The organism is Streptomyces sp. NPDC052101 (assembly GCF_040680235.1).
Taxonomy (GTDB): domain Bacteria; phylum Actinomycetota; class Actinomycetes; order Streptomycetales; family Streptomycetaceae; genus Streptomyces.
Genome location: NZ_JBFAWH010000014.1, coordinates 162,457 through 183,988, shown reverse-complemented (window position 1 = coordinate 183,988; position 21,532 = coordinate 162,457). Strand labels below are relative to the sequence as shown.

23 protein-coding genes and 2 pseudogenes are annotated in these 21,532 nt (G+C 67.2%); 13 read left to right on the top strand and 12 right to left on the bottom strand.

Annotation, left to right across the window (positions count from 1 at the left end):
* Positions 1–90: 90 nt before the first annotated feature.
* Positions 91–691, top strand: a pseudogene (locus AB0L75_RS25135) (IS5 family transposase); the annotation flags it as partial.
* On the opposite strand, the gene AB0L75_RS25130 reads toward AB0L75_RS25135, so the two are convergent.
* The 3 genes from AB0L75_RS25130 to AB0L75_RS25120 form a co-directional block, all read right to left on the bottom strand.
* Complete coding sequence (locus AB0L75_RS25130) at positions 662–1,057, bottom strand: barstar family protein (protein ID WP_365184709.1); 396 nt, start codon at positions 1,055–1,057, stop codon at positions 662–664. The pseudogene AB0L75_RS25135 and the gene AB0L75_RS25130 overlap by 30 nt on opposite strands.
* A 393-nt stretch (positions 1,058–1,450) precedes the next feature.
* A complete protein-coding gene (locus AB0L75_RS25125) occupies positions 1,451–1,966 on the bottom strand; it encodes a hypothetical protein (protein ID WP_365184707.1) in 516 nt (171 codons plus the stop codon).
* A 42-nt stretch (positions 1,967–2,008) separates the two neighbouring features.
* Complete coding sequence (locus AB0L75_RS25120; protein WP_365184705.1) at positions 2,009–2,461, bottom strand: hypothetical protein; 453 nt, start codon at positions 2,459–2,461, stop codon at positions 2,009–2,011.
* A 422-nt stretch (positions 2,462–2,883) separates the two neighbouring features.
* Between AB0L75_RS25120 and AB0L75_RS25115 the strand changes: the two genes are divergently transcribed.
* The 4 genes from AB0L75_RS25115 (at position 2,884) to AB0L75_RS25100 (ending at position 6,350) form a co-directional block, all read left to right on the top strand.
* On the top strand, positions 2,884–3,012 hold the full coding sequence (locus AB0L75_RS25115) for a hypothetical protein (RefSeq protein ID WP_365184702.1): 129 nt from the start codon (positions 2,884–2,886) through the stop codon (positions 3,010–3,012).
* 157 nt (positions 3,013–3,169) lie between these two features.
* Entirely contained in the window at positions 3,170–4,468 is a 1,299-nt protein-coding gene (locus AB0L75_RS25110; protein ID WP_365184699.1) for an ABC transporter substrate-binding protein, read from the top strand.
* A gap of 11 nt (positions 4,469–4,479) precedes the next feature.
* On the top strand, positions 4,480–5,520 hold the full coding sequence (locus AB0L75_RS25105; protein ID WP_365184696.1) for a sugar ABC transporter permease: 1,041 nt from the start codon (positions 4,480–4,482) through the stop codon (positions 5,518–5,520).
* Positions 5,517–6,350 carry a carbohydrate ABC transporter permease gene (locus AB0L75_RS25100; RefSeq protein ID WP_365184693.1) on the top strand — a complete coding sequence of 278 codons (834 nt, stop codon included), beginning with the start codon at positions 5,517–5,519 and terminating at the stop codon, positions 6,348–6,350. Before AB0L75_RS25105 ends, AB0L75_RS25100 begins: the two co-directional genes overlap by 4 nt.
* Before the next feature lie 341 nt (positions 6,351–6,691).
* On the opposite strand, the gene AB0L75_RS25095 is transcribed toward AB0L75_RS25100, so the two are convergent.
* Entirely contained in the window at positions 6,692–7,591 is a 900-nt protein-coding gene (locus AB0L75_RS25095; protein ID WP_365184690.1) for a LysR substrate-binding domain-containing protein, read from the bottom strand.
* A 117-nt stretch (positions 7,592–7,708) separates the two neighbouring features.
* Between AB0L75_RS25095 and AB0L75_RS25090 the strand changes: the two genes are divergently transcribed.
* The 4 genes from AB0L75_RS25090 to AB0L75_RS25075 all read left to right on the top strand — a co-directional run bounded on the left by AB0L75_RS25090 (position 7,709) and on the right by AB0L75_RS25075 (position 11,961).
* Positions 7,709–8,149: a nuclear transport factor 2 family protein gene (locus AB0L75_RS25090; RefSeq protein ID WP_365184688.1), complete on the top strand. Its 441-nt coding sequence runs from the start codon at positions 7,709–7,711 to the stop codon at positions 8,147–8,149.
* 959 nt (positions 8,150–9,108) lie between these two features.
* Positions 9,109–9,462: a hypothetical protein gene (locus AB0L75_RS25085; RefSeq protein ID WP_365184685.1), complete on the top strand. Its 354-nt coding sequence runs from the start codon at positions 9,109–9,111 to the stop codon at positions 9,460–9,462.
* Entirely contained in the window at positions 9,446–11,065 is a 1,620-nt protein-coding gene (locus AB0L75_RS25080; protein ID WP_365184682.1) for a multicopper oxidase family protein, read from the top strand. The genes AB0L75_RS25085 and AB0L75_RS25080 overlap by 17 nt, the downstream gene beginning before the upstream one ends.
* Positions 11,066–11,346: 281 nt before the next feature.
* Positions 11,347–11,961, top strand: coding sequence for a hypothetical protein (locus AB0L75_RS25075; protein ID WP_365184679.1), 615 nt, complete (start codon positions 11,347–11,349; stop codon positions 11,959–11,961).
* A gap of 63 nt (positions 11,962–12,024) precedes the next feature.
* Here the strand turns inward: AB0L75_RS25075 and AB0L75_RS25070 are convergent, their stop codons facing one another.
* From AB0L75_RS25070 to AB0L75_RS25045, 6 genes and pseudogenes are all read right to left on the bottom strand, one after another.
* The gene (locus tag AB0L75_RS25070) at positions 12,025–15,036 is read right to left on the bottom strand and encodes a trypsin-like peptidase domain-containing protein (protein ID WP_365184677.1); all 3,012 of its coding nucleotides are present in this window, start codon (positions 15,034–15,036) and stop codon (positions 12,025–12,027) included.
* Position 15,037: 1 nt separating this feature from the next.
* Entirely contained in the window at positions 15,038–15,454 is a 417-nt protein-coding gene (locus tag AB0L75_RS25065) for a trypco2 family protein (protein WP_365184674.1), read from the bottom strand.
* A 68-nt stretch (positions 15,455–15,522) separates the two neighbouring features.
* Positions 15,523–15,690, bottom strand: coding sequence for a hypothetical protein (locus tag AB0L75_RS25060; RefSeq protein WP_365184671.1), 168 nt, complete (start codon positions 15,688–15,690; stop codon positions 15,523–15,525).
* Positions 15,691–16,065: 375 nt separating this feature from the next.
* Positions 16,066–16,521, bottom strand: a complete 456-nt coding sequence (locus AB0L75_RS25055; protein ID WP_365184668.1) for a hypothetical protein — start codon at positions 16,519–16,521, stop codon at positions 16,066–16,068.
* 50 nt (positions 16,522–16,571) lie between these two features.
* Positions 16,572–17,045: pseudogene (locus tag AB0L75_RS25050) on the bottom strand (NAD(P)-binding domain-containing protein); the annotation flags it as partial.
* Positions 17,046–17,575: 530 nt separating this feature from the next.
* Positions 17,576–18,127: a hypothetical protein gene (locus AB0L75_RS25045; RefSeq protein ID WP_365184665.1), complete on the bottom strand. Its 552-nt coding sequence runs from the start codon at positions 18,125–18,127 to the stop codon at positions 17,576–17,578.
* Positions 18,128–18,268: 141 nt separating this feature from the next.
* Between AB0L75_RS25045 and AB0L75_RS25040 the strand changes: the two genes are divergently transcribed.
* Entirely contained in the window at positions 18,269–19,126 is an 858-nt protein-coding gene (locus AB0L75_RS25040; protein WP_365184662.1) for a polysaccharide deacetylase family protein, read from the top strand.
* Between the two features lie 288 nt (positions 19,127–19,414).
* On the opposite strand, the gene AB0L75_RS25035 is transcribed toward AB0L75_RS25040, so the two are convergent.
* Positions 19,415–19,672, bottom strand: coding sequence for a hypothetical protein (locus AB0L75_RS25035; protein ID WP_365184860.1), 258 nt, complete (start codon positions 19,670–19,672; stop codon positions 19,415–19,417).
* A gap of 578 nt (positions 19,673–20,250) precedes the next feature.
* On the opposite strand from AB0L75_RS25035, the gene AB0L75_RS25030 reads away from it, so the two are divergent.
* The 3 genes from AB0L75_RS25030 (at position 20,251) to AB0L75_RS25020 (ending at position 21,188) form a co-directional block, all read left to right on the top strand.
* Complete coding sequence (locus AB0L75_RS25030) at positions 20,251–20,742, top strand: hypothetical protein (protein ID WP_365184659.1); 492 nt, start codon at positions 20,251–20,253, stop codon at positions 20,740–20,742.
* 11 nt (positions 20,743–20,753) lie between these two features.
* A complete protein-coding gene (locus AB0L75_RS25025) occupies positions 20,754–20,897 on the top strand; it encodes a hypothetical protein (RefSeq protein ID WP_365184656.1) in 144 nt (47 codons plus the stop codon).
* Between the two features lie 141 nt (positions 20,898–21,038).
* Positions 21,039–21,188: a hypothetical protein gene (locus AB0L75_RS25020; RefSeq protein ID WP_365184653.1), complete on the top strand. Its 150-nt coding sequence runs from the start codon at positions 21,039–21,041 to the stop codon at positions 21,186–21,188.
* Between the two features lie 15 nt (positions 21,189–21,203).
* On the opposite strand, the gene AB0L75_RS25015 is transcribed toward AB0L75_RS25020, so the two are convergent.
* Positions 21,204–21,431 (bottom strand): hypothetical protein, encoded by a 228-nt coding sequence (locus AB0L75_RS25015; RefSeq protein ID WP_365184650.1) that lies wholly within the window; start codon positions 21,429–21,431, stop codon positions 21,204–21,206.
* Between the last annotated feature and the right edge of the window lie 101 nt (positions 21,432–21,532).

The window sequence follows — 21,532 nt, the reverse complement described above, 5'->3', positions numbered from 1 at the left end:
GCCTGAACAGCGGAAACTCAGTGATCACATCCGGTAAGACAACGGCTTCTGATGGCACAGGCCGATGTGGACGAGAACCTGAACTGGGCGGTCTCGATGGACTCCACGATCGTGCGTGCTCACGAGCACGCGGCCTGGGCCCGCAAAAAGGGGCCCGGCCGGCGAACCGGACGACCACGCCATCGGACGGTCCCGCGGCGGGCTGACCACGAAGATTCACCTCGCCGCCGACGGCAATTGTCGGCCGATGGCCTTCGTACTGACCGCTGGACAGGCTGGTGACGCTCCCGCATTCGCCGACGTGATGGCCCGCCTACGCGTCCCACGCCGACGCGGCAGACCTCGCACCAGGCCGGATGTGATCCTCGCCGACAGGGCCTACTCCTCACGCGCCATCCGTGACCACCTGAGCAAGCGCGGCATCCGAGCGGTGGTCCCCGTACGGGCGGACCAGCAGGGTCACCGACTGCAGCGAGGCAGCCACGGCGGGCGGCCACCCGCCTTCGACCGCGAGGCATACAAGCTGCGCAACACGGTCGAACGGTGCATCAACCGCTTGAAGCAGTGGCGCGGCATCGCCACGCGCTATGAGAAGACCGCGGCCATCTACCTGGCCGGACTTCACCGAATCTTCCTCTGGTCCGCAAGAGGAAGCCCGTCGCTACGACGAGGGTGCCTCTTCCAGGCATGACCGCAGTTGTTCCTTCAGGAATGGTACGGATGCGGCGTCGTACGACATGGCCACGACGAGCCTGCCGAGTTCGATGCCCTCGGGCTTCTGCGTGTAGGACCACCGCTGCCCGGCCCGCAGCAGGGTCTTGAAGAGCAGCAGCCGTCCGGAGGCATCGTCCGGCAGTGCATCGTCCGCAGACTCGATGATCAGTACGTGGTGGTCGGCAGACAGCCAACTCAGATCGCCCAGACAGTCGGAGAGGGCGTTCCAGTTCCAGCCGAAGTAGTCGGGCAGCCGCAGTCGCTCGTAAAACTGCTGGAAGACGGCGTCCGTGTCACGCATCTCGCGGCCGTCGAGACGCGCCACGTACGTCCTACCGGTCACCGGAAGCAGCAGATCGACAGGCAGGGAGCCTTGCTCCGGGACTACGTGCAACCAGGGCGCGATGTGCACCGCCACCCTCCCTCCCGTCATTGAGGCCGTCGACCGCCGTCGGCCCCGGCAGCAGAGCTGCGAAGTCTAGATCTAAACGAAAGGGCCTACGCGTCCACCCGCGGCCTCGGCCACCAGCAGCCAGTACACGCCCGAGCCCGACTCGAGCCCTATTGCACGGCGCCGCGCGTCGTCCCAGGTCGCGGGCGTGACCCTGCGTTCGTCGGCCCGGCCGAAGCACCACGGAAGGGTTCTGGCCTCCCGTGCCCAGTACTCAGCGTCGACCAGGACAGCCACCGTGGCGGCCGCCGTCCGCCGACGCGGGATCCAACTGCCACGGGCCGGTCACCGCTGCACGTAGACATAGTTCCCCTGCCCCCGGCCCACGGTGCCGAGCGCTGGGGCGACGATCTGGAAGGTCACCGAGCCGACGTACGTGCCCGCCGCGATGATCTTCTTCGGGTCGTCGGGCACCGGCGTGTAGTACGTCACCTGCTGCCCGTTGGTCGGCACGGTCTGGGTCTGGTCGGAGGTGGCGGCGGCGCCCGGCGGCCCCTGCGCCGGATGGCCGGGCGAGCCACCGGGGACGTAGCCCAGGGTGCCCCAGACCCGCAGGTTGACCTCGGGCACATTGCCGTTGGTCGTACAGCTCATCCGCGCCTTGAAGATGACGCTGCCCGCGCCGTTGGAGAAGTGCGGGTTGTCGATCTGGGTGGTGCACACGGCGACGTCGTCGACCGAAGCAGGTGCGGCCGCCCGTGACGAGGCCGAGGCAGTGCCGAAGGCGGTCGACAAGGCCAGCAGCGTGGCGGCGGCCGTGAGGACGACACGGCGCCGCACACCATCGGAGGCGTTGGGCATGGGATCTCCTTCCACACAGAGCAAGGCCCGGAACGCAGGAAGTCAGCCGCAGTTCGCGTTGATGTGGTTGGACTCGTGAAACTCGTAACTTCCATCGGCGTGCTGCGAGTTGATGTATGTGCGGAAGCCGTGGATGCCAGTGCCCGCGCAGTCATAGGTGATGGTCTGCGCATGCTGCCCGGTGAAGTTCACGGTGGCCATGTCCTCCCAGCCATACCAACGCGAGCGCTGGATCACGAGCGTCGCCCCGCCACCGCACGGCGCGATGATGGCACCGGAGCCGGAGATGGTGTTGCCGTCCTGGAAGGTAGGGCCGATCGAGGTGCAGGTGAGGTTGGCCCCAACGGGCCGGCTCGGACCGGCTCCGGTAGTGAGCAGGGCGCTTGCGGCGAGCACGGACAGCGCGGCAGCCAGGCGTACACCACGGCGCCTACGGATCCGCGGCCGCCCTGAGCCGTACTGCCCAGCGCGGAAACTGCTCATGTTGTCGGTCATGTCAATCGCTGGTCCCTTCCAGTCCGTTGGGGCCGGCTGCCACGCACTGGGCCGAGCAATGCAACGATGCGTCGCGAATCCAGAGCAGGCGGTAACGTCGCCACCACGGCGCGCGGAGATCACCGGGGGCATACGCGCCACGCTGCGCGCCGCCGACCGCTGCTGCGGCGAGCGCGGACAGCCCGCAGCGCATCCGAGGCGTCGGGTCCGGGGCCGACGCCATCCCACCGTCGGCGGCAGGGCAACTGGACCGGAAAGTCGCCGAAGGTGCCAACAAGAATCGGCCTTCTGGTCCAGGCAGAGCGCTCAGATCCACCGGGCAGCCCGTTCAGCTCACCGTCCTACTAGCAGGCGTTGAGCACGTAGGGCCGTAGCGGCGCAGGATTCGGTGTCGCCCGCCAAGACGCGCAGGAGGGCGGCCCATGACCGGCCACCCGGCGCTCTTCCTCGACCGCGACGGCACGCTGACCGAGCCTCGCCACTACCCCAGCCGTCCGGAGGATCTGGCCCCTGGGTCCGGCATCGCAGAGCCACTGTGCCGTCTCCAGTGATTCAGCCGGCTTCATCGGTGTGCCGCCATGCGATGACGTCCGTGCTCCGGTGACGAAGGCCGTGGGGGTGACAGTGGGCGGCGGCCGTGCCTGTACGGGGAAACCAGCTGTGACGTGACATCGGTTCCGCACGACCAACCCCCAGCCAGGAGTAACCGTGAAGAACACCATCACCACCACAGCGATGCAGTGTTCCGCCGTGCTCGCCGCCGGCGGGTTCCTGACCACCGGCTGCGGCTCGCCCAGCGACAGCGGCTCCGGGCAGGCGGGGACGACGTCGTTCGAGGGGCGCGGGCCCATCACTCTCGCCGCCGGCAGGGACTCCACCGGCGCGACGCAAGCCGCGGTCGACCGCTGGAACAAGTTGCACCCGAAGGAGAAGGTCACCTACATCCGGTTGCCGGCGGACGCGGACTCGCAGCGTCAGCAGATGATCCAGAACGCGGAGATGAAGTCCGACGCCTATACGGTGCTCTCTCTCGACGTGGTGTGGACCTCGGAGTTCGCAGCCCATCGGTGGGTCGACAGGCTGCCCGAGGAGCGATTCCCGCTGGGCCAGATGGTGGGGCCGGTGGTGGAGACGGCCAGGTACCGAGGCGGCCTGTACGCGGTCCCGGCCGGCGTGGGTGGCGCTCTGCTGTACTACCGGACCGACCTGCTGAAGAAGGCCGGCATCGACGGGCCGCCGACGACCTGGGCCCGGATGAAGGCCGACTGCGCGAAGGTGAACAAGCTGATCGAGGCCAAGGGCATGTCGTGCTACGCCGGGCAGTTCCAGAAGTACGAGGGCCTGACGGTGAACTTCTCCGAGGCCGTGAACTCGGCGGGCGGTATCGTCATCGACGCGAGCGGCAGGCCGGATGTCGACACTCCGGCGGCGAGGAAGGGCCTGGACTTCCTCGTCGGCTCTTTCAGGGACGGCACGATCCCCAAGGAGGCCGTCACCTATCAGGAGCAGGAGAGCCGTCTGGCGTTCGAGGGCGGCAAGCTGGTCTTCCTGCGCAACTGGTCGTACATGAATTCCCTGGCCGCGAAGAGCGGGATCGCGGGCAAGTTCGCGACCGCGCAGCTGCCCGGCCTGAACGGGCCCGGCTCCTCCAGCCTGGGCGGCCACAACCTCGCCGTGTCCGCCTACGCCAGGAACAAGGCCACGGCGCTGGACTTCATCAGGTTCTACACGAACCAGAGGAATTCCACCGCGTTCCTCGAGCAGGCCGCCTTCGGCCCGCCCTACACCGCCCTCTACGACGACAAGACGCTGATCAGGCAGTACCCGTTCCTACCCGTCCTCAAGCAGTCCGTCCTGCACGCCGTGCCGCGCCCGCAGGTCGTGCAGTACGGCGATGTGACCGCGGCGATCCAGCAGCAGGCGTACGCCGCCCTGACCCGGACCAAGACCAGCGCGCAGGCGCTGAGGGACCTGCAGAGCACGCTGCTGAAGGCCGTGGATCAGTGAGGAGCGGTGCCATGACGAAGACCGAGATCCCGCCCGGGCCTGCCGCCGTGAGCCCGCGCTCCCAGCGGGTGAGACGACGGCGGGGTGCGCGCAAGCCTGCCAGGGCCGCCGCGGGCTCGGGACGGATGGCGGCCCTGCTGGTGTCCCCGACCCTGCTGGTGCTGACCGTCGTCGTGCTCTGCCCGACCCTCATGGCCCTGAAGGAGTCCCTGTACGGGCCGCAGCGTCTGGACCCGGCGACCGGCTTCATCAGCGACACCGAGCCGTTCGTCGGGCTGGAGAACTACGCCGACATCTTCGGTGCCGCCGGAGACCGGTTCTGGAACGCCTTCTGGAACACCACCTTCTTCACCGTCGTCACGGTCGCACTGGAGACGGTGATCGGTGTGGCCATGGCCTTGATCATGCACAAGGCTTTCCGTGGCCGCGCCCTGGTACGGGCCGGCTTCCTCGTGCCCTGGGCGGCGCCCACCGCCATCTCCGGCCTGCTGTGGCGGTGGATCTTCAACAGCGACGGCATCGCCAACGCCCTGATCGGCCGTCAGATCCTGTGGACCACCGAGGGCTTCCAGGCCAAGGTCGCGGTCGTGGTCGCGGAGGTGTGGAAGACCGCTCCCTTCATCGGACTGCTGGTCCTCGCCGGCCTGCAGGTGATCCCGAAGGACGTCTACGAGGCCGCCCGTATTGACGGGGCGAGCCCGCTGCGCCAGTTCTGGCAGATCACCCTGCCGCTGGTGAAACCCACGCTGCTGGTGGCGGTGCTGTTCCGCTGCATGGACGCGCTGCGCATGTTCGACCTGCCCTACATCCTCATCGGCGCCCAGAAGAACTCGGTGGAAACCCTGTCCATGCTCGTGCAGAACGAGGCGTCCAACGTCCGCCTCGGACCGGCCTCCGCCTATGCGGTGCTCCTCTTCCTCTACGTCCTTCTCGTCGCGTTGGCCTTCGTACGGCTGCTCGGCGCGGACCTCGTCGGTGACGACAGTGCGGGCGCGCCCGGGCGCAAGCCTCGGAGGCTGAGGTTCTCCCGCCGTAATGAGGTGACGGCATGACGAACTCGGCGCAGTGGCGCCAGTGGCGGCCTTACGTGGGTGTCCTCGTGGTGATGGCCTACTGCCTGGCCCCGTTCTACTGGATGCTGGTCTCCAGCCTGCGCCGCACCACGGACATCTTCGACACCTCGCCGCTGCCCTCCCCGGTGTCCTACGAGAACTACCGGGCCGTACTCGATCCCGCGCAGGGCTTCGGGCGGGCGCTCCTCAACAGCCTGATCGTCGCCGGTGTCACCACGGTCCTGGCACTGCTGCTGGCCACGTTCACCGCCTACGCGATGGCCCGGCTGGAGTTCCGGTTCAAGCGGCTGATCCTGACTCTCATCATCGCGACCTCGATGTTCCCGGTCGTCTCGATCGTGGTCCCGCTGCTGAAGGTGTTCACCGACATCGGCTGGATCAACAGCTACCAGGCCATGATCGTGCCGAGCATGTCCTTCGCGCTGCCCCTGGCGGTGTGGAACCTGACCACGTTCTTCCGGCGGATGCCCGACGAACTGGAACACGCCGCCATGGTCGACGGCTGCACCCGCGGCCAGGCGTTCCGCAAGGTCATCATCCCGCTCGCCGCGCCAGGCATCTTCACCACCGCGATCATCACCTTCATCGCCGCTTGGCACGAGTTCCTCATCGCCCTGTCGATGGTCAACAAGCCCAGCATGCAGACCGCACCGGTCGCCATCTCCAAGTTCACCGGCGCCACGACGTACGAGACCCCGTTCGGCAGCCAGATGGCCGCCGGCGTCCTCGTCACGATCCCACTGGTGGTCATGGTCCTGCTCTTCCAGCGCCGCATCATCGCCGGACTGACTGCCGGTGCCGCCAAGTAGCCACGACCTCCCCCGCTCCCGTGGCTCCTCGCGGCACTGCTGCCCGGCCAGTACAGCGCGTCTGGATGCAACCTGCGCAGGCTTGGGGGAAGAGCCAGGTACCAGGCCCCCGTACGGCGACTTCGCAAGCACGCGCTTCGCCTGCCGGGGCGGCGAGCAGGTGGACGCTCTGGGGCACCCTGACCATGCACGGCGTGTGCCGCTTGGGGCCAGCAGACGTGGAGGCCGTGTCGGCGTCCACTTCGACGTGGACTCGGGCCTTGACCTGCGGGTTGCGTGCCAGCCCGTAATGGGCTCAGCCGAGCGCGGCGCCGGCGCACGTCCACCGGGCGAACTGATCGTCAGCGTTTGGCTTGGGGCTCCCCTGTGATCCAGTCCCAATCAGTGATCGTGGTGCGCATCAGCCGGGCGGTGGTCGACAGGTGGTTGTCGGCGCCCCAATAGAGGGTGACCGCACGACGGCAGTCAGGGCTGTCGACGGGGATCCAGGCGATGGGGGCCTGCGTGACGCTGCGGCGGGCGAAGGCGGGGACGAGACCGATACCCAGTCCCGCGCTGATCAGGTCGGCGATGGCGCTGTGTTCGTCGCTTTCGCAGACGATCTTCGGGGTGAGGTCTCGTGCGGCGAAGAGCCGGTCGAGCAGCCGGCGTACCCAATGCCCCTCGCGGGCGGTGACGAAGGGCTGGTCGGCGAGTTCCTCGACGGTCACAGACGTACGGCCCGCCAGCGGATGATCGAGTGGCGTGCCCACCCCCACCGCCTCATCGAACAGCCGCACCGACTCCAGGCCCTCGGCATGGATCGACTGCGAGGCGACGCAAAGATCGACCTCCTGGGCGCGCAGGCGGCGGGCCATGTCCTCGGGCGGCGACCAGTGGAGCTCGATCTCGACGGCGGGATGCGCGCGCTTGTAGGCCGCCAGCGGCCCGGTGAGGGTGAGGAAGGTTTCCGACGCCAGTCTCACGCTGCCCAGGCCCTCGCCGGTGGCCTCGGTGACGGCGCGCCGTCCCGCCTCGAGTTCGCCGAGGGCACGTTCGACGTGATCGCGGAACAGCTTTCCGCTGTCGTTCAGCCGGAGGCGGCCGCCCCGATCGAACAGCGGCACGCCCAGTTCGCTCTCCAGCCGCGCGATGGTCCGGCTCAGCGACGGCTGGGCGATGTGAAGCTCCTCGGCAGCCCGGCTGAGGTGCTCCAGGCGCGCCACCACCAGGAACTGCTTGAGGGGGTTCAGCTCCATCATGCCTCCGGATACATAACTCCATAGCAATATTCATCTTAGACAAGATAACACCCAAGCCATAGCGTCGAGTTCAGGAGAAGCAGGGATTCCACCGCGAAGGGACAGGTTGGGGCAGCAATGACTACGCAACACGAGGTAGACGAAGCCAAGATCCGCCAGCACATCGACAAAATCGCCGAAGGACTCCAAGGCAAAGATCTCGAGGGCCTGAAGCGGCTTTATGCAACGGACATCGTGTCCTTCGACATCCAGCCACCACTTCAGCATGTGGGGATCGAGGCGAAACTCAAGAACTGGGCGCCCGTGTTCACGTCCTTCGAGAGTGTGACTTATGAGGTTCGCGACCTGGCCCTCACCGTGGGCGACGAAGTGGCCTTCGGGCACGCGTTCGCTCGTCTCAGCGGCACGCTCAAGAACGGGACGGCGGCAAACGGTATGTGGGTCAGGGTCACGTACTGCCTCCGGAAGATTGACGGCACTTGGTTGATCGTGCACGACCAGGTCTCGGTCCCGCTCGACGTCTTGAGCGGCACAGGAGTCGTCGACCTCGAGCCCTGATCCCACCGACTCCACCGACCCCACCAACCCCGCCGCGTCGCCGCGACACCACGTCCACGGAGCACATCACCCAGTGCACTCGGCGGCAGCCAACAGTGTCCGTCACCTCGTGATCAGCAAGGCGCATGGCGGTTCACCTTCTACGACGTCACGATCGTCATGAGCGAAGACCTACTGGGCTCGTCGATCGCCGTGACGATCGGCCTTGCGCCCATCAACACCGGCAGCGAGATGCGTGACAACCACCGGCATCGGCCGGGCCGACGACGGTTGGGCCATCGGACGGGGAGCTGACGTTGCACGGCGCCACACGGCAGGTACCGCTCGCCGTCGAGGTCATCGGGCTCGGCTCGGGCCAGTGAGGTGGACAGCGGGCCGGCTTCTCCGCGACCGCATAGATCGACCGGCGCGGCTTCGGGATTGACATCAGCACCCCGCTGGACACCGGCTACTCGCGGTCGGCGACAACGTGTCATCAGCCTCGAGATCCAGGCCGTTTGCCAGAAGTGACCCGGACGGGCAGCCCGCACGGCCGCCATCCACCGATCGTGCGGGGTCCCGATTCCGCGGTTTGACCCAGCGGGACCGGGATCCGCAGCTCTGGTCCAGCGCTCTCGCCGAGATTCATGCGGTGTATCCGTCCCCTTCGGTTCGGCGAAAACACGCGGCGCCGCCCAGAACACCGGCCGATCCGCGCAGCAGCACGGCCTCATCCGACACGACCCGAGAGGTCCCCTGAGATGGCAATTTCCGAGTTCTCCCCTGTCAGGCACAGGTTCGTCGAAGTCGACGGCGTACAGGTCTCCTACGGCCAGTGAGGAGGGCGACTCATGGTCACAATCAAAAGATTCCGTCGGGCCGTGTCGGCCCGAGCCGATGCTGCGCATCGGAAGCGGTCCTCTGCGTGGGTATTGCGGGCGGTCGTCAGCGCGCACACGGTCGCGATCTTCGGTCAACCCGTGTTCGCCGGCGTCTATCTGAGCGGTGACTACGACGCCCTGCGCTGGCACGCGGCCGGCGCCAACGTCGTCACCTCCATCGGCTACGTGCAGTTGATTGCGGCGATCGTGCTCTGGGTCCGGCTGCGCCAGGTCTGGCCGTTCGCCGCCACGCTGGCGTTGGTGGCGGCCGAGACGGTGCAGTACTTCGCCGGTATGGACGGAGCCCTGTGGCTGCACCTCCCCCTGGGCGTGCTGACCATCGTCGCGCTCGCCGTGCTGTTCATCGCCGTGTGGCGGGAGCCCTTCCTGCGGCCGTCCCCACACACGGCGTCGCCCCTGCACAAGGAGAACGTCAATGTCCGAAACCCGTGAAATCGGCAGGCGCCAGGTCCTTGGCATCGGCGGAGCGCTCGGGCTGACGGCGGTCACCGGACTGGCGACCGCGGCGCGCCTGGCGCGCCGCCCGGCGTTCACCGGCGAGCAGCTGCGCAGCGGTGTGCCGCTGCCGCCCGCGTTCCAGGTGCCGTTGCCGCTGCCGTCCGTCCTGAAGCCGGTCAGAACCTCGGGCGGCGTCGACCGCTACAAGATCACCCAGCGTGAGGCGCCCCTGGAAATCCTGCCCGGCGTCAAAACGCCTATGTGGACCTACGGTGGGACATTCCCAGGCCCGCTCATCGAGGCCCGCCGCGGCCGCCCGGTCACCGTGACGCATCACAACGAGCTGCCCGTGCCGACCGTCGTGCACCTGCACGGCGGACGGACCCCGGCCGCCTCCGACGGCTACCCGACCGACCTCGTCCTGCCGAAGAACTGGCAGGCCCCCTCCACCCACACGGTCCACGGGACCCACGGCATGAGCGGCATGGACGGCATGCACGGGATGCACGATCCCAAGGCCGTAGTGACCAGACTGACGCGGGAGTACACGTTCCCGATGGACCAGCGGCCGACGCTGCTCTGGTACCACGACCACCGGATGGACTTCACTGCCCCCGCAATCTGGCGCGGCCTCGCCGGGCTGCACATCATCCGCGACGACGCCGAGGATTCGCTCGGTCTGCCCTCCGGGCCGCGCGAACTGCCGCTCATGATCGCCGACCGCGCGTTCGACGACCACGGCAACCTGCACTACCCCTCCCTCGACCCGACCCTGCGCAAACAACCAGGTGTCGAGGAGGCCTACCTCGCCGGAGTCCTCGGCGATGTGATCCTGGTCAACGGCGCCCCGTGGCCCGTGCACGAGATCGACGCCGCCCGCTACCGACTGCGCATCCTGAACGCCTCCAACGCCCGCCACTACGACCTCGAAGCAGTCACCGACGACGGACGCCGCCTTGACCTCGTCCAGGTCGGCGCCGACCAGGGCCTGCTCGCCGCGCCGGTCACCCACCGCTCCCTGCCGATCGCCCCGGCCGAACGCTACGACGTGATCGTCGACTTCGCGGGAGTCCCGGTCGGCGGCCGCGTCAGGATCGCCAACCGGCTGGGCTCCGGACGCACCCGCGACGTAATGGCCTTCAAGGTCGCGCGCAAGGCCACCGACCACACCCGCATCCCCCGCGACCTCTCCCACGACCTGCCGACCTGGCGCCGGTCGGACGCCACGCGCATACGCGCCTTCTCCTTCCGCGCCGGGCGCATGCACGGCGGCCACGGATGGCTGATCGGCGGGCTCCCGTTCGACCCCGCCCGTTCCGACGTCACCACCCGGCTCGGCGACGTCGAGGTGTGGCGGCTGATCGCGGACGTCCACCACCCCGTCCACCTTCACCTGGTCGGGTTCCGGGTGCTGTCGCGCAGCGGAAGGAAGCCACTCCCCCACGACGCGGGCCTCAAGGACACCATCTCGCTCCGCCCGGGCGAATCGGCGGAGATCATCACCCGCTTCGACGGCTACCGCGGCCGCTACCTCTTCCACTGCCACAACGCCGAACACGAAGACATGGGAATGATGGCCAACCTCGAGATCATCTGACCCCTAGCCGGCGATGATCCCGCCACTGGCACATGTGCGGCGTCGCCACAGCGGACACCCTCCCCGGCCTCAGTCCCGGCAGCCGCGAAGCCATCGCCTGAATTGACTTGCGGAATTCGCACTGGATGAGCATGCCGGTCAGCCTGTGGGCAGGCCGATATGGTCGCGTTCGAGCACGGAGCGGAGTTCCGAGAGGATCTGTACGGCGGCCAGTTCTGAGGGGCCGCCGAGGGCGTCTGCGGCTACTGCGCGACGGGTCCTCTCCTGAAAGGCTCCAGGGCATGCCAGAGATCAGCGGGATTGGAGCAGTCAACGTCGAGTACAGCCACTTCTCCGTAGGCGAGCATCGGGAACGAGGCTTCGAGCGCAGGGAGAGCAAGCCGGACTTCCAGACCGACGAACCGGTCATCACCGTTCCAGGCCAGCTCGTCGTGACGTCGCGGCTTCAGCAGCACACTGCGCCGGTCGTCTTGGCCGTCAACGACCAACTGGACGAGGCACCGGGGCCGACCTGGGACCTGGTCGCTTCTGTGGACTACCAGCCGGTCTACCAGGGCCGCATGGCAGCGTTTGACACGATGAACGGCCCGGCCCGTCCGGCTCGTGAATCGGTTGAGGTGTTCGGTCGGCAAGCCGAACCGGGTGAGCCGTTTGTTGACTTGGACCCGTCCCGTACCTACCGCGCACAGGTGTGGTCACAGGGCCGGAGCGACTCCCTCGAACGACTCAACGCTGCTACGGAGCACCAGGAATGGGATGTTCCTGAGGGTCTCGAGGCGTATGTGATTGTCTTCGTTCCCTCCGGAACGCAGGAACGCCCGGCTCCCTCCGAGACCGGCAGCCGACGAGAGCGCATGGCCCGTACGAACGGAAAGCCCCCACTGAACATGCGCTGATCCATCTGGCAGGTCCGAGGGCGACCCGAGCCCCCCGGGCGACCGTGGTGGCGTGGGCCGGTGTCAGGTGTGTCGCGCGGTGTCCTTGGTCAGTTCCCGCAGGCGTTGTACGGCCTCCTCTCCCAACTCGCTGTCCTCGGCGAAGCGTCTCAGCCACGTCAAGCCCACTTCGCGGCTTCCGTCCAACCGAGCCAAGCCCCAGGCCGCGCATACGCGCTCGCTGCCGCCGAAGGCGGTATCTTCCACGAAGCGGGACAGCAGAGTTGCTCCCGTCTTCTCGTACTCCTCCATACAGGCCAACTGCCAGGCAGCCAACAGGCGTGCGTCATCATCGATCGCGGTGTCTTCGGAGAAACGGGCAAGCCACGCCGCTCCGGATGCCCTGTGTTCGGGAATCGCGACGAGCGCTCGCGCGGCCGTCAGGCGATCGCCCATGCGACATCCGGTGTCTTCCGTGAAACGGACGAGCCACGCCGCACCGGTCTCGCGGTGCCCCTCGATCCAGGCCAGTGCCTCGGCGGCAGCCACACGTTCGTCGACGTCGAGCCAGTCTTTCCATTGGACCCAGCCGGTCAGCCAGGCGGCGGCGACATCCTGATGTCCTTCCAGCCGGCCCAGGTAGCCCATCGCTTTCACACGTTCCCACACTCGGTTGCCGTCGTCCTGTGCGAATCGGGTCAGCATCTCGGCACCGGCTTCCACGTTCCCGTCCAGATGGGTCAACCACCAGGCCGCGTAAACGGGTGCTTCGAGTGGATCGTAGATACTCGGGTGCTCGATCAGGTGGCGTAGGCGGCGGATGAGGGGTTCCACGGGAAGCTTGGTCTTCAGGCCCGCCACCAGCGTCATGAGCACGCTCAGGGTCTTCATCTCTCCGTGCTCCGCCAAGGCACCCACGCGCCGAGTGGCCTCGGTCGCGATGGAGTCATCGGCACTGAGGAGTCCGTCGAGAAGGAACCCCAGGTAGGAGACGGGAAGATCGGGTGGTTTCGGGGGGCTGTCCATGGCCTCATCGGGAAACAGCTCGTGGAGCAACTGGGCACGCGCCGTCTCGTGACGTGTCGCGTAGCGTGCGGCGTGGTATTCGAGAAACGTTCGGTGCGGGAAGCCGAGGCCCCCGGCGCGGTGGACAAGCAGGCCGGTGTGCAGGAACAGGTCCTCCAAGAACGCCTCCCAGCGCTCCGGACGGACCTTCCCGGGACGGCGTACGGCTTCGTGTGCGGCCAGTGCCTGAGGTACGGAGGACTCGCGACCTGTGAACCACCCGTGGGCCACGTACTCGATCAGCTCGGGCAGCTGTACGTGTACCTGTCGCGCGGCGGCGTCCGCTTCCTCGCGTGCTCGCGCACTCTGCACGCTCTCGACCAGGCGCGCAATCGATGCCTCATGGCTGTCCGCGACACGTTTGCTCTCGTTGTTCTCGTAGAGCAGGTCGGTGAACGCCTCGTAAGCCGCGGTACGGCCGTCGGGCAACGTGCGCTCGGGGTCGATGACGTACAGCTGGCAGAGCATGAAGGCCATGAGCGGGGTGCGGGCCAACTCTTCCATACCGATGGTGCGCAGCTCCCGCGTGAACTGGCGAGCGCGACGGGCCGCCTCCGGCGACGACCACCGCGCGCCGAAGTATTGTTCGGCATAGTTGTTCAGGTCGTCGGGAGTGAAGGGCTGCAGTTCGTAGTGCGGCACTTGGCGGTCGAGAACGCTGAGTTCGTTCTCGGCCAAGGGACGGGTCGCGATGACGCACCGGTAGACCGATGGGTGGCTCGTAACAGCGTTGGCCAGCTTCTCCAGCACTGTGCGACGCTCAGCGGCAGTGGCGAGTTCGTCGAGATCGTCGACCAGCAGCTGCCAGTGCGCTCCCGGCCACGGCGGTTCCGGGGGGCCTTCCGGGAATCCCGGACACCGCCCGTACCCCCTGAGCTTTCTGGTGGCGTCCGCAACTGCTTCCGCCACCTGGGTTTCCTCCCCGGCGAGTGTGCGTGCGCTCACCCAGACGGGGACTGCCGGCTCTTCGTCCTCGGCAGTCTCCACTCCGTCGAGCAAGGCGGCGGCAGCGTCACGCAGCCGCATGCGCAGAGTCGTGGATTTGCCGCCCCCCGGGCCGGCGATGAGGACGCACATGCGATCGGCTCTGCGGAAGATGGTCTCGACGCGTTCCGCCGGCGCGCCTGCGCGAGGGGGGCGCCGCGCAGCGGCGGCGTCATCGCCTCGGGACACAGCCTGGTCCCGGGATACCCGGCTGCTTCGCTGGTGTACGAACACCTTGACCAGTGACGGCGGCGCGCTCGGGCCGAGAACGTTTTGGTACGGATGCTGCTCGCCGGCCTTGCGGGCGGCTTGAAGGTAGTCGCGCATCGTGGCCTCCGCCGCGCCTGCCACGCCTTGGGCCGTCAGCTCGTCCACTACGGTCGCTGTGCCGGGGTGGCCGTGCCGGCTCACCAAGTTGGCAAAGTCCGGCAGGCGTACTGCCTCGTGGACGGGGGTCGCTTGCAAGCGGCGCCAGCCCATCGTCCGGTTGTCTTCGGCAACGACACCGACAAGCCGGCCGTGGCAGAAGATCGCCGAGCCCGACGCACCCGCCCACGGGCGCTCTGAGCCGGCGTGCGGCGCAGGCCAGACAGGGCAGTCCAGCACCCAGCCCGCAGAAGTCGTGGAGACCGCCGGCAGGGCTCCGCGCAGGTACTCACACTGAGCCTCGGTTCCATCGCTTCCGGCGGCGAAAGCGGGAAAGCCCGCTCCTTCGAACGGGAGGGGGGCCACACCACCTGGCCGTCCCCACCGTATCGGTGGCCCATCAGTCGGCACCGGTTCTTCAAGCCACAGCAGGGCCACATCCAAGGCGCTGTCGGACGGGGCGCCGTGCCGGGGATCCGGCCAGCACACCCGTGCCGCCACCTCGACCGGTCCGGCCCCGTAATGCGCGTGGCCCACCCTTGCCACCGCCTTGCGGGCCCAGCGGCCCTCGCGCAGGACGACATGCAGCGCCGTCAGGACGAGTCGTGGCCCCACCAGGTATCCGGAGCCGGAACCATTCGGGTCACCGGTCCGGACCAGGACCAGTCGCTGCGGATCCATCTCACTCCTCCCACGGCTGCGGGGGCCCGCCCTGCACAGTGGCTCCCGCACCGTCATCCGACCGCGGGACGTCGTGCGACTGCCGCGGCGACCCGTCGTCCGGCGTGTCCAGTCCGCCGGTGGAACGACTGATTCTGGCCGTGGCACCGCCCAGTGCCTCATCGCGCACCTGCAATGTCAGCGTCAGTATCTGCCGTCGTGTACGGCCGAGCACACCACCGGCCTCGGCACCGGCCTTGGCGCCCAAAGCCTTTACTTCGACCTTCGCTTTGCCGTTGCCTTCCTGGCGGAACTCCAGCTCCAGTGACAGCTCGGCCTTCTCCACCTCGAACCGGAGCTGCTGGTGAGCGCCTTCCGCCTGCGCGGCGTACAACTCGCGCCGCAACTCGGCCAGCGCCTCGGAAAGGGAAATTCCCATGCTGCTTGCTTCCCCCCAACGGTCGCCCCACCCGGAGCGCCCCTAGTGACGTTCGCTCTGATTTCTGATTACTGCCAGCCGCGCTTGACCTCGACGCTGTTGGAGACCTTGTCCGCACCTGCCGGTAGGCTCCATGCGCAGTTGTCGTGCAGGTTGGTCAGCAGCTTCTGCTCCTGGTCGTCGTTGACTCTGAGGTAGTACAGCGTCCGTGTGGACCCGACCTGCGAGTTGTGCACGTCCCGCTCAAAGGTGTACGTCCTCTTTTCCGCTTCGGGGCCGATGGGATCACGCGGGCAGTAGATGGGTGTTCTGTGCCCTTCACACCGACGTTGTCCATCTCGCTGATGAGGTAGTACTTCGTGCCCGTCGGCGGCGGGCACATGAGCTTGGCCGTTGTCTCGAACGTGCCGCCCACTTGACTGGGAGCGTCAAGCTGAACAGCGGGGAACGCACAACTCTGTACTGACTGCGGCTTGTCGTCCGACTTGTGCATGCCGAACCAGCCGTTGATGAACGCGGTGCCGACCGTGCCGGCAACGGTGATGATCGCTGCACCGACCGTGGCATTGAGCCGCCATCCCATGACTGACTCTCCCCCCATACCTTACTGATTATGCTGAACGCGTGCACGCGCCGTGAAGGTCGTATGGTTCCCGAAATCGGAAGAACTTCTGAAAACGCCCGCAAATGACTGGTATAGATGCCTTCGTGCACATGTGGCTCCGCACCGCGGCACCAACCAGTTCGATGAGCCGGAAGGTCTGCCCGTGCCGCGCCTTGACGTGGTGACTGAGGTAGACAGGGTCGATGGGCAGGCAGCGCCCGCCGACGCCCGGGCCGGGCAGGAACTTGGTGAAGCCGAACGGCTTGGTCGCCGCCAACTCCAGGGTGTGCCACACATCGACGCCCAGCGTGTGGGCCATGCGCGACAGCTCGTTGACCAGGGCGATGTTGACGTGCCGGTACGTGTTCTCGAACACCTTGGCCAGCTCTGCCTCTTCCAGACCGGAGGCCGGGACGGTGATGTCGGTGACCGAGTCGTAGAAGGATTCACGCGTTGCAGGCATGCGTCGGTGAGACCCGCGACGATCTTGGGCGTGTTCTCCAGGCGCCAGTCGGCGTTGCCGGGATCGATGCGCTCGGGACTGAACCCGACATGGAAGTCCCGCCCCGCGATGAGGCCCGAACCCTCCTCCTGCAAGGGTATGAGCACGTCGCGGGTGGTGCCGGGGTACGTGGTGGACTCAAGCACCACCATGGCCGCCGGCTCGAGCCACATGGCCAGCGTTCGCCCGGCCTCACGCACACAGGTGAGGTCTGGGGCTCTGTCGGTCAGTGGTGTCGGCACGGTGATGACCGCGATGTCGAAGCCCTTGAGGTCCTTCGGATCCGAGCTGGGCCCGTAGGCGCCCGAACGCAGCACGCCCTGAAGGCGGATGGATGGGATGTCCTCGACGTACGACGTGCCGGAAGCCAGCTTGTCGCAACGCTCCCTGTCCGGTTCGTAGCCGGTCACGGTGTGTCCGGCTTCGGCGGCACCGAGGGCTAAGGGCAGGCCGACATAGCCCTGCCCGAGCACGCAGACGTGCATGGTGTTTCCTCCCTTTGAGCCGGCCTGCGAACGAGCGCAGACCGGAAAACGGCGCCCCTGAAGTGCGGCTTCCTGTTCCTGAAGCAGGCAACCGCGGCGTCGGGTACTGCATGAAGCGCGGCGTGTCAGCGGGCCCCGCCGAAGCCCCCGTCAGGCTGCAGCGGACGCTGATGGTGAGCCACCGCCATTTCAACCATCTCAACCGCGCGCCTGAGGGCCTCGCGTCCAGTGCCAGGCACACTCGATGATCTTCACAACTCCCCCCTATGTGTGGACCTCAAGGCTTCAACAAGCCTTCCCGGTGCGGAATGCTCTTTACCGAGCCGATACCCATGAATCACCTCTGAGGTCTCGGAAACTGGCAATTGTCGAGCAAGTTGCCTTCAAACCAGCCCAGTTGGGATGCGCGCACTAGCATTGTCCACGCTTCGAAGCCCCCCGGCGCCTACACATGACCTACGATCCATGGGTGCGACCCAGTCACGGGTTCCGCTAATAGATCTTCACAATTCCCGCCCGTTCGTGCTTCGTCAAGGTTTAAATATCCGTCCCCCAAACGGAAGCGTTGCTGCCGTATTGCGACCTGCCGACTGAAGCGCGGCGAGTGGACATGCGCCGGTGCGCGCGCCCCTGTACCACCGCCCTGTGGTGACTGTCGCGGAGTCCGTGTGGGTGGCGGTGTCCTCGGCGCGGAAGATCACGCGGACCATCTTGCCGGTCAGGTTCAGCTCGGTCATGCCGGTCCTGCGGATGTACGGCTGCTTGTCGTCACCTTTTGTGGTCCCCCGCACCGACTGGCTGCCACGTACGAATACCGAGGTGTCATCGAGGTCGACAGACGCGGTGCCGCCTCCAGCAGCTGTCCAGCCGTGCCCGGGCTGGAACTGCTGCGACCCCGTAGCCCGCCGGTACCGCGGGCGACGGCTGACCGGTGCGTAGGTCGGCGGGGTTGCGAGATCACTCAAGGCCTTGGCCCCGCGAGGTATAGAGGCGTCGCCCAGCCGCGCTCCGCCGACCGCGACCATGCCGAAGGCTCCGGCACGACGCAGCGCAGACCGACGGCTGAACGGATGTGCGGTCATGGCACACCTCCCTTGTGTTCATCGTGGCCTCCCGACGATGTCTGATCGGGTTCCTTCTCGTCGTACTCTTCCCCCGCGTACTCGCTCACCCGGACCGGGGCGCCCTCCACCAAGGCCGGATTCACCGATCTGTCGTTCGCCGTGTACGACAATGCCGGCGACCCGGTGACGTACCGGCTGCAGGCCGTGGAGCTGGTCCCTGACACCTCGTCCGTGTTCCCCAAGGGCCTCGTCTCCCTGACCTTCGACGACTCCCACGCCTCCCTGCACGATCTGGCGCGGCCGGTGATGGACGCCTACGGATTCCCTGGGACGAACTACAACATCGCAGATGCCATCGGTGCCGACGGCTGCCTGACGATCGGCAAGGTGCGGTCGCTGCAGGACCGCTCGGGCTGGGAAATGGCCGGGCACGCGTGCGCGACGAGCGCCCATGCCGCGAGTTACGGCAGGCTGACAGCGCAGCAGGTCGACGACGACCTTCGAAGGCTGCGTGAGTGGCTGGTGTCGAACGGCTTCGGCGGCACGACGCTGTCGAAGCTGACGGCCGCCGGAGGCGCACTCGACCGCTGTGCCGTCAACGGTGACTGGCTCATCATCTGCCTGCACCGGGTCGTTGCAGGGCGGCCGAGCAGCAATACCGAAATCAGCCAGAGGGGCCTGGCGGCGCTGGTGAAGGCGGTCTCGGACCGTGGCATCCCGCGTGGCGACGGTCGCGGCGGTGATGGAGTACTACGCATAGCGCGGACCGACTCGAGAGGCTCAGTACCGAAAGCCTCCCAATCCCGGGGGTTTCAGGGGGATAGCTGGAGCGCCGCAGGCACAGGCGGAGGGTTGCCCGGACAGGAGGTGTTGGACGGCGCGGAGCCCGTCGCGGACTTCGGCGGCGGTTGCGGGGTCGCTTGGCGAGGCGCGCAAGGACGAGGGCGTCGAACTCGCCGGGGATGCCGGGACGGGCCCGGCCGGGCGGTGCGGGGGTGTCGCGCAGATGGGCGTTAATCATGCCCACTGATCCGTCGGCGTCGAACGGCGCCCATGATCTTGCTCGACTTCTGCGTGGACTTCATGAACCTGGCGATGCGGGCGGTCACGCGGCTGGGCGGGTCAGCGCGGCCTTGTGGCTGTCGCGGTGCTGAGGGGTGATCCAGATGACCGGGCGTGCTGTCCCTCAGCCTGCTGCTGGGCGGCGTACTCGTCTAAGGGCCACGAGCCGCAGGGCCGCCAGCAGGAAACCGCCTCCAGGACGGTGCGCGGGGTGTCGGGAATCGGCACGCCTCCAGTGCTGGCTCAGCCGGTCAGGCGGATCGGCATGAGGAGGTAGCGCAGCGCAGGGTCGTCGCAGCCCGCGCCACGCAGCACGGCGGGCTTGGTGGCGTTGGTGAAGTGGAACTGGACGGACGCGGTGTTGAGCAAGTTGAGCGCGTCAACCGGGTAGGTGGGGTTGAAGGCGATGCTGAGCTCGCCGCCTTCGAGGCCGACGTCGACGCTGTCGACGACCTGGGCGTCGTCGTTGGTGCCGCCCCTCCAGGACGAGAGTGCCGCCAGCGGAGAAAGTAAGCTTGATCGGGGATTCCTTTCCGGGCGGCAGCCGGCGCCGTATCTGCGCGTGAATCATCACTGTGCATGGCCGCCCCATAAATCAGTCGAAACTCGTTCGGCCGGAAGGCTATCCAGGTCGCGGCAGGTGCAACCGGGCACACTGTGCAGTCCGGCACCGGAACGCCCACTTCACAGTGCAGCCAAGCACTTCACGAGGCCTGCCGCCGAAGTAGGTTCTGCATCACGCGCCCTCGGCGCCCTCCGCCCCACCTGGGCGGAGGCGGCTGAACCCGCTCGTACAGCACGTCCGTCGAGACGCCGCCCAGGGGTGTGTGGACTTGTGTGGGAAACGAGACTCCACCCCGCAAGCACGGCAGCCTGGAGGTGCTGCTTCGCGCAAGGCCGGCCCAATCGGCGAAGTGTCAGGAATACGTCTGCTGTTCGTCGTTCTTCAGCTGACCATGCACAAGCAGGCTCGTAGCGGACGCGCCAACCGGGGGATGTCCAGGCGGTTCCATGAAGGGCCGTGACGCAACAACCGGGAGGCCCGGGCCAAGCCTCCGCACTCAACCCAAGGGGGAAGCATGCCTAGTTGGACGGGACGCATGACCAAGGCCGTCGTCGCCGGCAGCATCGCCGTCGCGGGCGTGGTCACCGGCACCGGCACCGCCCACTCGGACCCCGCGACGGACTGCCGAGCGGGGAGCAACAGCCCCACGGTCAACGTCACCAAGACGATCTCCATCGGCTCCTGCTACTACGTCGAAGGCAACGGCTACACCATCTGGGGCTGGATCCCGTACCAGAACAACTCCGGCAGCGCTGTTACGTACTGTGCGCACGCCATCGATGTTCACAACCCCGGCGGCCCCTGGGCCCACGACTTCGGTTGCGACCACACCACTGCCGACAAGCAGGGGATGGCCTACCCGGGCAGGGCGGAGCCGTACCGAAGCTGGGGCTGGCAGACCTGGGATGCGCCGGCGGGCTCGTACGTGATCTCCGCCGGCTTCTGGTTGAACGGCCACTACCTCGGTGACGTCGAGAGCCCGAAGACCACCATCGGCCGACACTGAGGAGGAAGCACATGCCTGATTGGACGGGTGGCGGCGCCGACAAGGGCGAAGCCAGCACGAACACCGCCGAGGAGACCACCACGGCCACCGAGGCGGACACGACCACCGAGGGCACGGCAGCCGGCGAGGAGCTGGCTGAGCCGGACAGCGAGTGACCAGCGAGCAGGGGCCCAGGCCACCAACGTGGGTGGCCCAGGCCCCTGCTCGTCTCAGCGGGTAGACCGCGCGGCCGGTGCCGGACGGCCGAGCCTCGATCGCGCGCACCGTGGTGCCCTCGATCCGCAGCCGGGCCCACGGTGCGGGACCAGCAGCACCGCTCGGCCCGCGACCTGCGCCACCGGGGGCTCGGCCGCCGCCGCTTCGGTGGCGAGCTGTTCGGCCATCCGGTGCCAGACCCGTTCGGCGACGGCGAGTTCGTCGCGCTCGGCCCTGAGCTGCGCGCATGATCTGCCAGAGGGAACTCAGCCTGTCTTCTGTTTGTACAGTTCGAGATCCCGGTTCACAAACAGATGCACATAGCCGCAGTTCCAGCAGATCAGGCCAGTTGCCGACTCGTTCGCCCAACCCAGGCTCATGAACTCCAGGCCAGAGCTGTTGAGCTTGACCTCACGGTCCCTGAACAGGTCACCCTGACAGAAGTTGCACTTGATCCACACGCCCCCGAGAGCCGCGCGAACAGGCTTCGCCATGCCTCCACCTTTCCTATGAACCGCAGTAGTGGTACGCCCGTCTCGCACACGAACTGTGTGGCGGGCGGCGTGATCAGACCCCACCGCATCAGCCCAGTGAC

What these genes read in the sequence shown, in the direction of transcription:
- AB0L75_RS25125 (WP_365184707.1), bottom strand. Translation starts at nt 1,966, where the DNA reads ATGCCCAACGCCTCCGATGGTGTGCGGCGCCGTGTCGTCCTCACGGCC.
- AB0L75_RS25120 (WP_365184705.1), bottom strand. Translation starts at nt 2,461, where the DNA reads ATGACCGACAACATGAGCAGTTTCCGCGCTGGGCAGTACGGCTCAGGG.
- AB0L75_RS25030 (WP_365184659.1), top strand. Translation starts at nt 20,251, where the DNA reads ATGCCTAGTTGGACGGGACGCATGACCAAGGCCGTCGTCGCCGGCAGC.
- AB0L75_RS25015 (WP_365184650.1), bottom strand. Translation starts at nt 21,431, where the DNA reads ATGGCGAAGCCTGTTCGCGCGGCTCTCGGGGGCGTGTGGATCAAGTGC.
- AB0L75_RS25070 (WP_365184677.1), bottom strand. Translation starts at nt 15,036, where the DNA reads ATGGATCCGCAGCGACTGGTCCTGGTCCGGACCGGTGACCCGAATGGT.
- AB0L75_RS25100 (WP_365184693.1), top strand. Translation starts at nt 5,517, where the DNA reads ATGACGAACTCGGCGCAGTGGCGCCAGTGGCGGCCTTACGTGGGTGTC.
- AB0L75_RS25045 (WP_365184665.1), bottom strand. Translation starts at nt 18,127, where the DNA reads ATGACCGCACATCCGTTCAGCCGTCGGTCTGCGCTGCGTCGTGCCGGA.
- AB0L75_RS25115 (WP_365184702.1), top strand. Translation starts at nt 2,884, where the DNA reads ATGACCGGCCACCCGGCGCTCTTCCTCGACCGCGACGGCACGCTGACC.
- AB0L75_RS25065 (WP_365184674.1), bottom strand. Translation starts at nt 15,454, where the DNA reads ATGGGAATTTCCCTTTCCGAGGCGCTGGCCGAGTTGCGGCGCGAGTTG.
- AB0L75_RS25025 (WP_365184656.1), top strand. Translation starts at nt 20,754, where the DNA reads ATGCCTGATTGGACGGGTGGCGGCGCCGACAAGGGCGAAGCCAGCACG.
- AB0L75_RS25055 (WP_365184668.1), bottom strand. Translation starts at nt 16,521, where the DNA reads ATGCCTGCAACGCGTGAATCCTTCTACGACTCGGTCACCGACATCACC.
- AB0L75_RS25080 (WP_365184682.1), top strand. Translation starts at nt 9,446, where the DNA reads ATGTCCGAAACCCGTGAAATCGGCAGGCGCCAGGTCCTTGGCATCGGC.
- AB0L75_RS25090 (WP_365184688.1), top strand. Translation starts at nt 7,709, where the DNA reads ATGACTACGCAACACGAGGTAGACGAAGCCAAGATCCGCCAGCACATC.
- AB0L75_RS25075 (WP_365184679.1), top strand. Translation starts at nt 11,347, where the DNA reads ATGCCAGAGATCAGCGGGATTGGAGCAGTCAACGTCGAGTACAGCCAC.
- AB0L75_RS25095 (WP_365184690.1), bottom strand. Translation starts at nt 7,591, where the DNA reads ATGATGGAGCTGAACCCCCTCAAGCAGTTCCTGGTGGTGGCGCGCCTG.
- AB0L75_RS25105 (WP_365184696.1), top strand. Translation starts at nt 4,480, where the DNA reads ATGACGAAGACCGAGATCCCGCCCGGGCCTGCCGCCGTGAGCCCGCGC.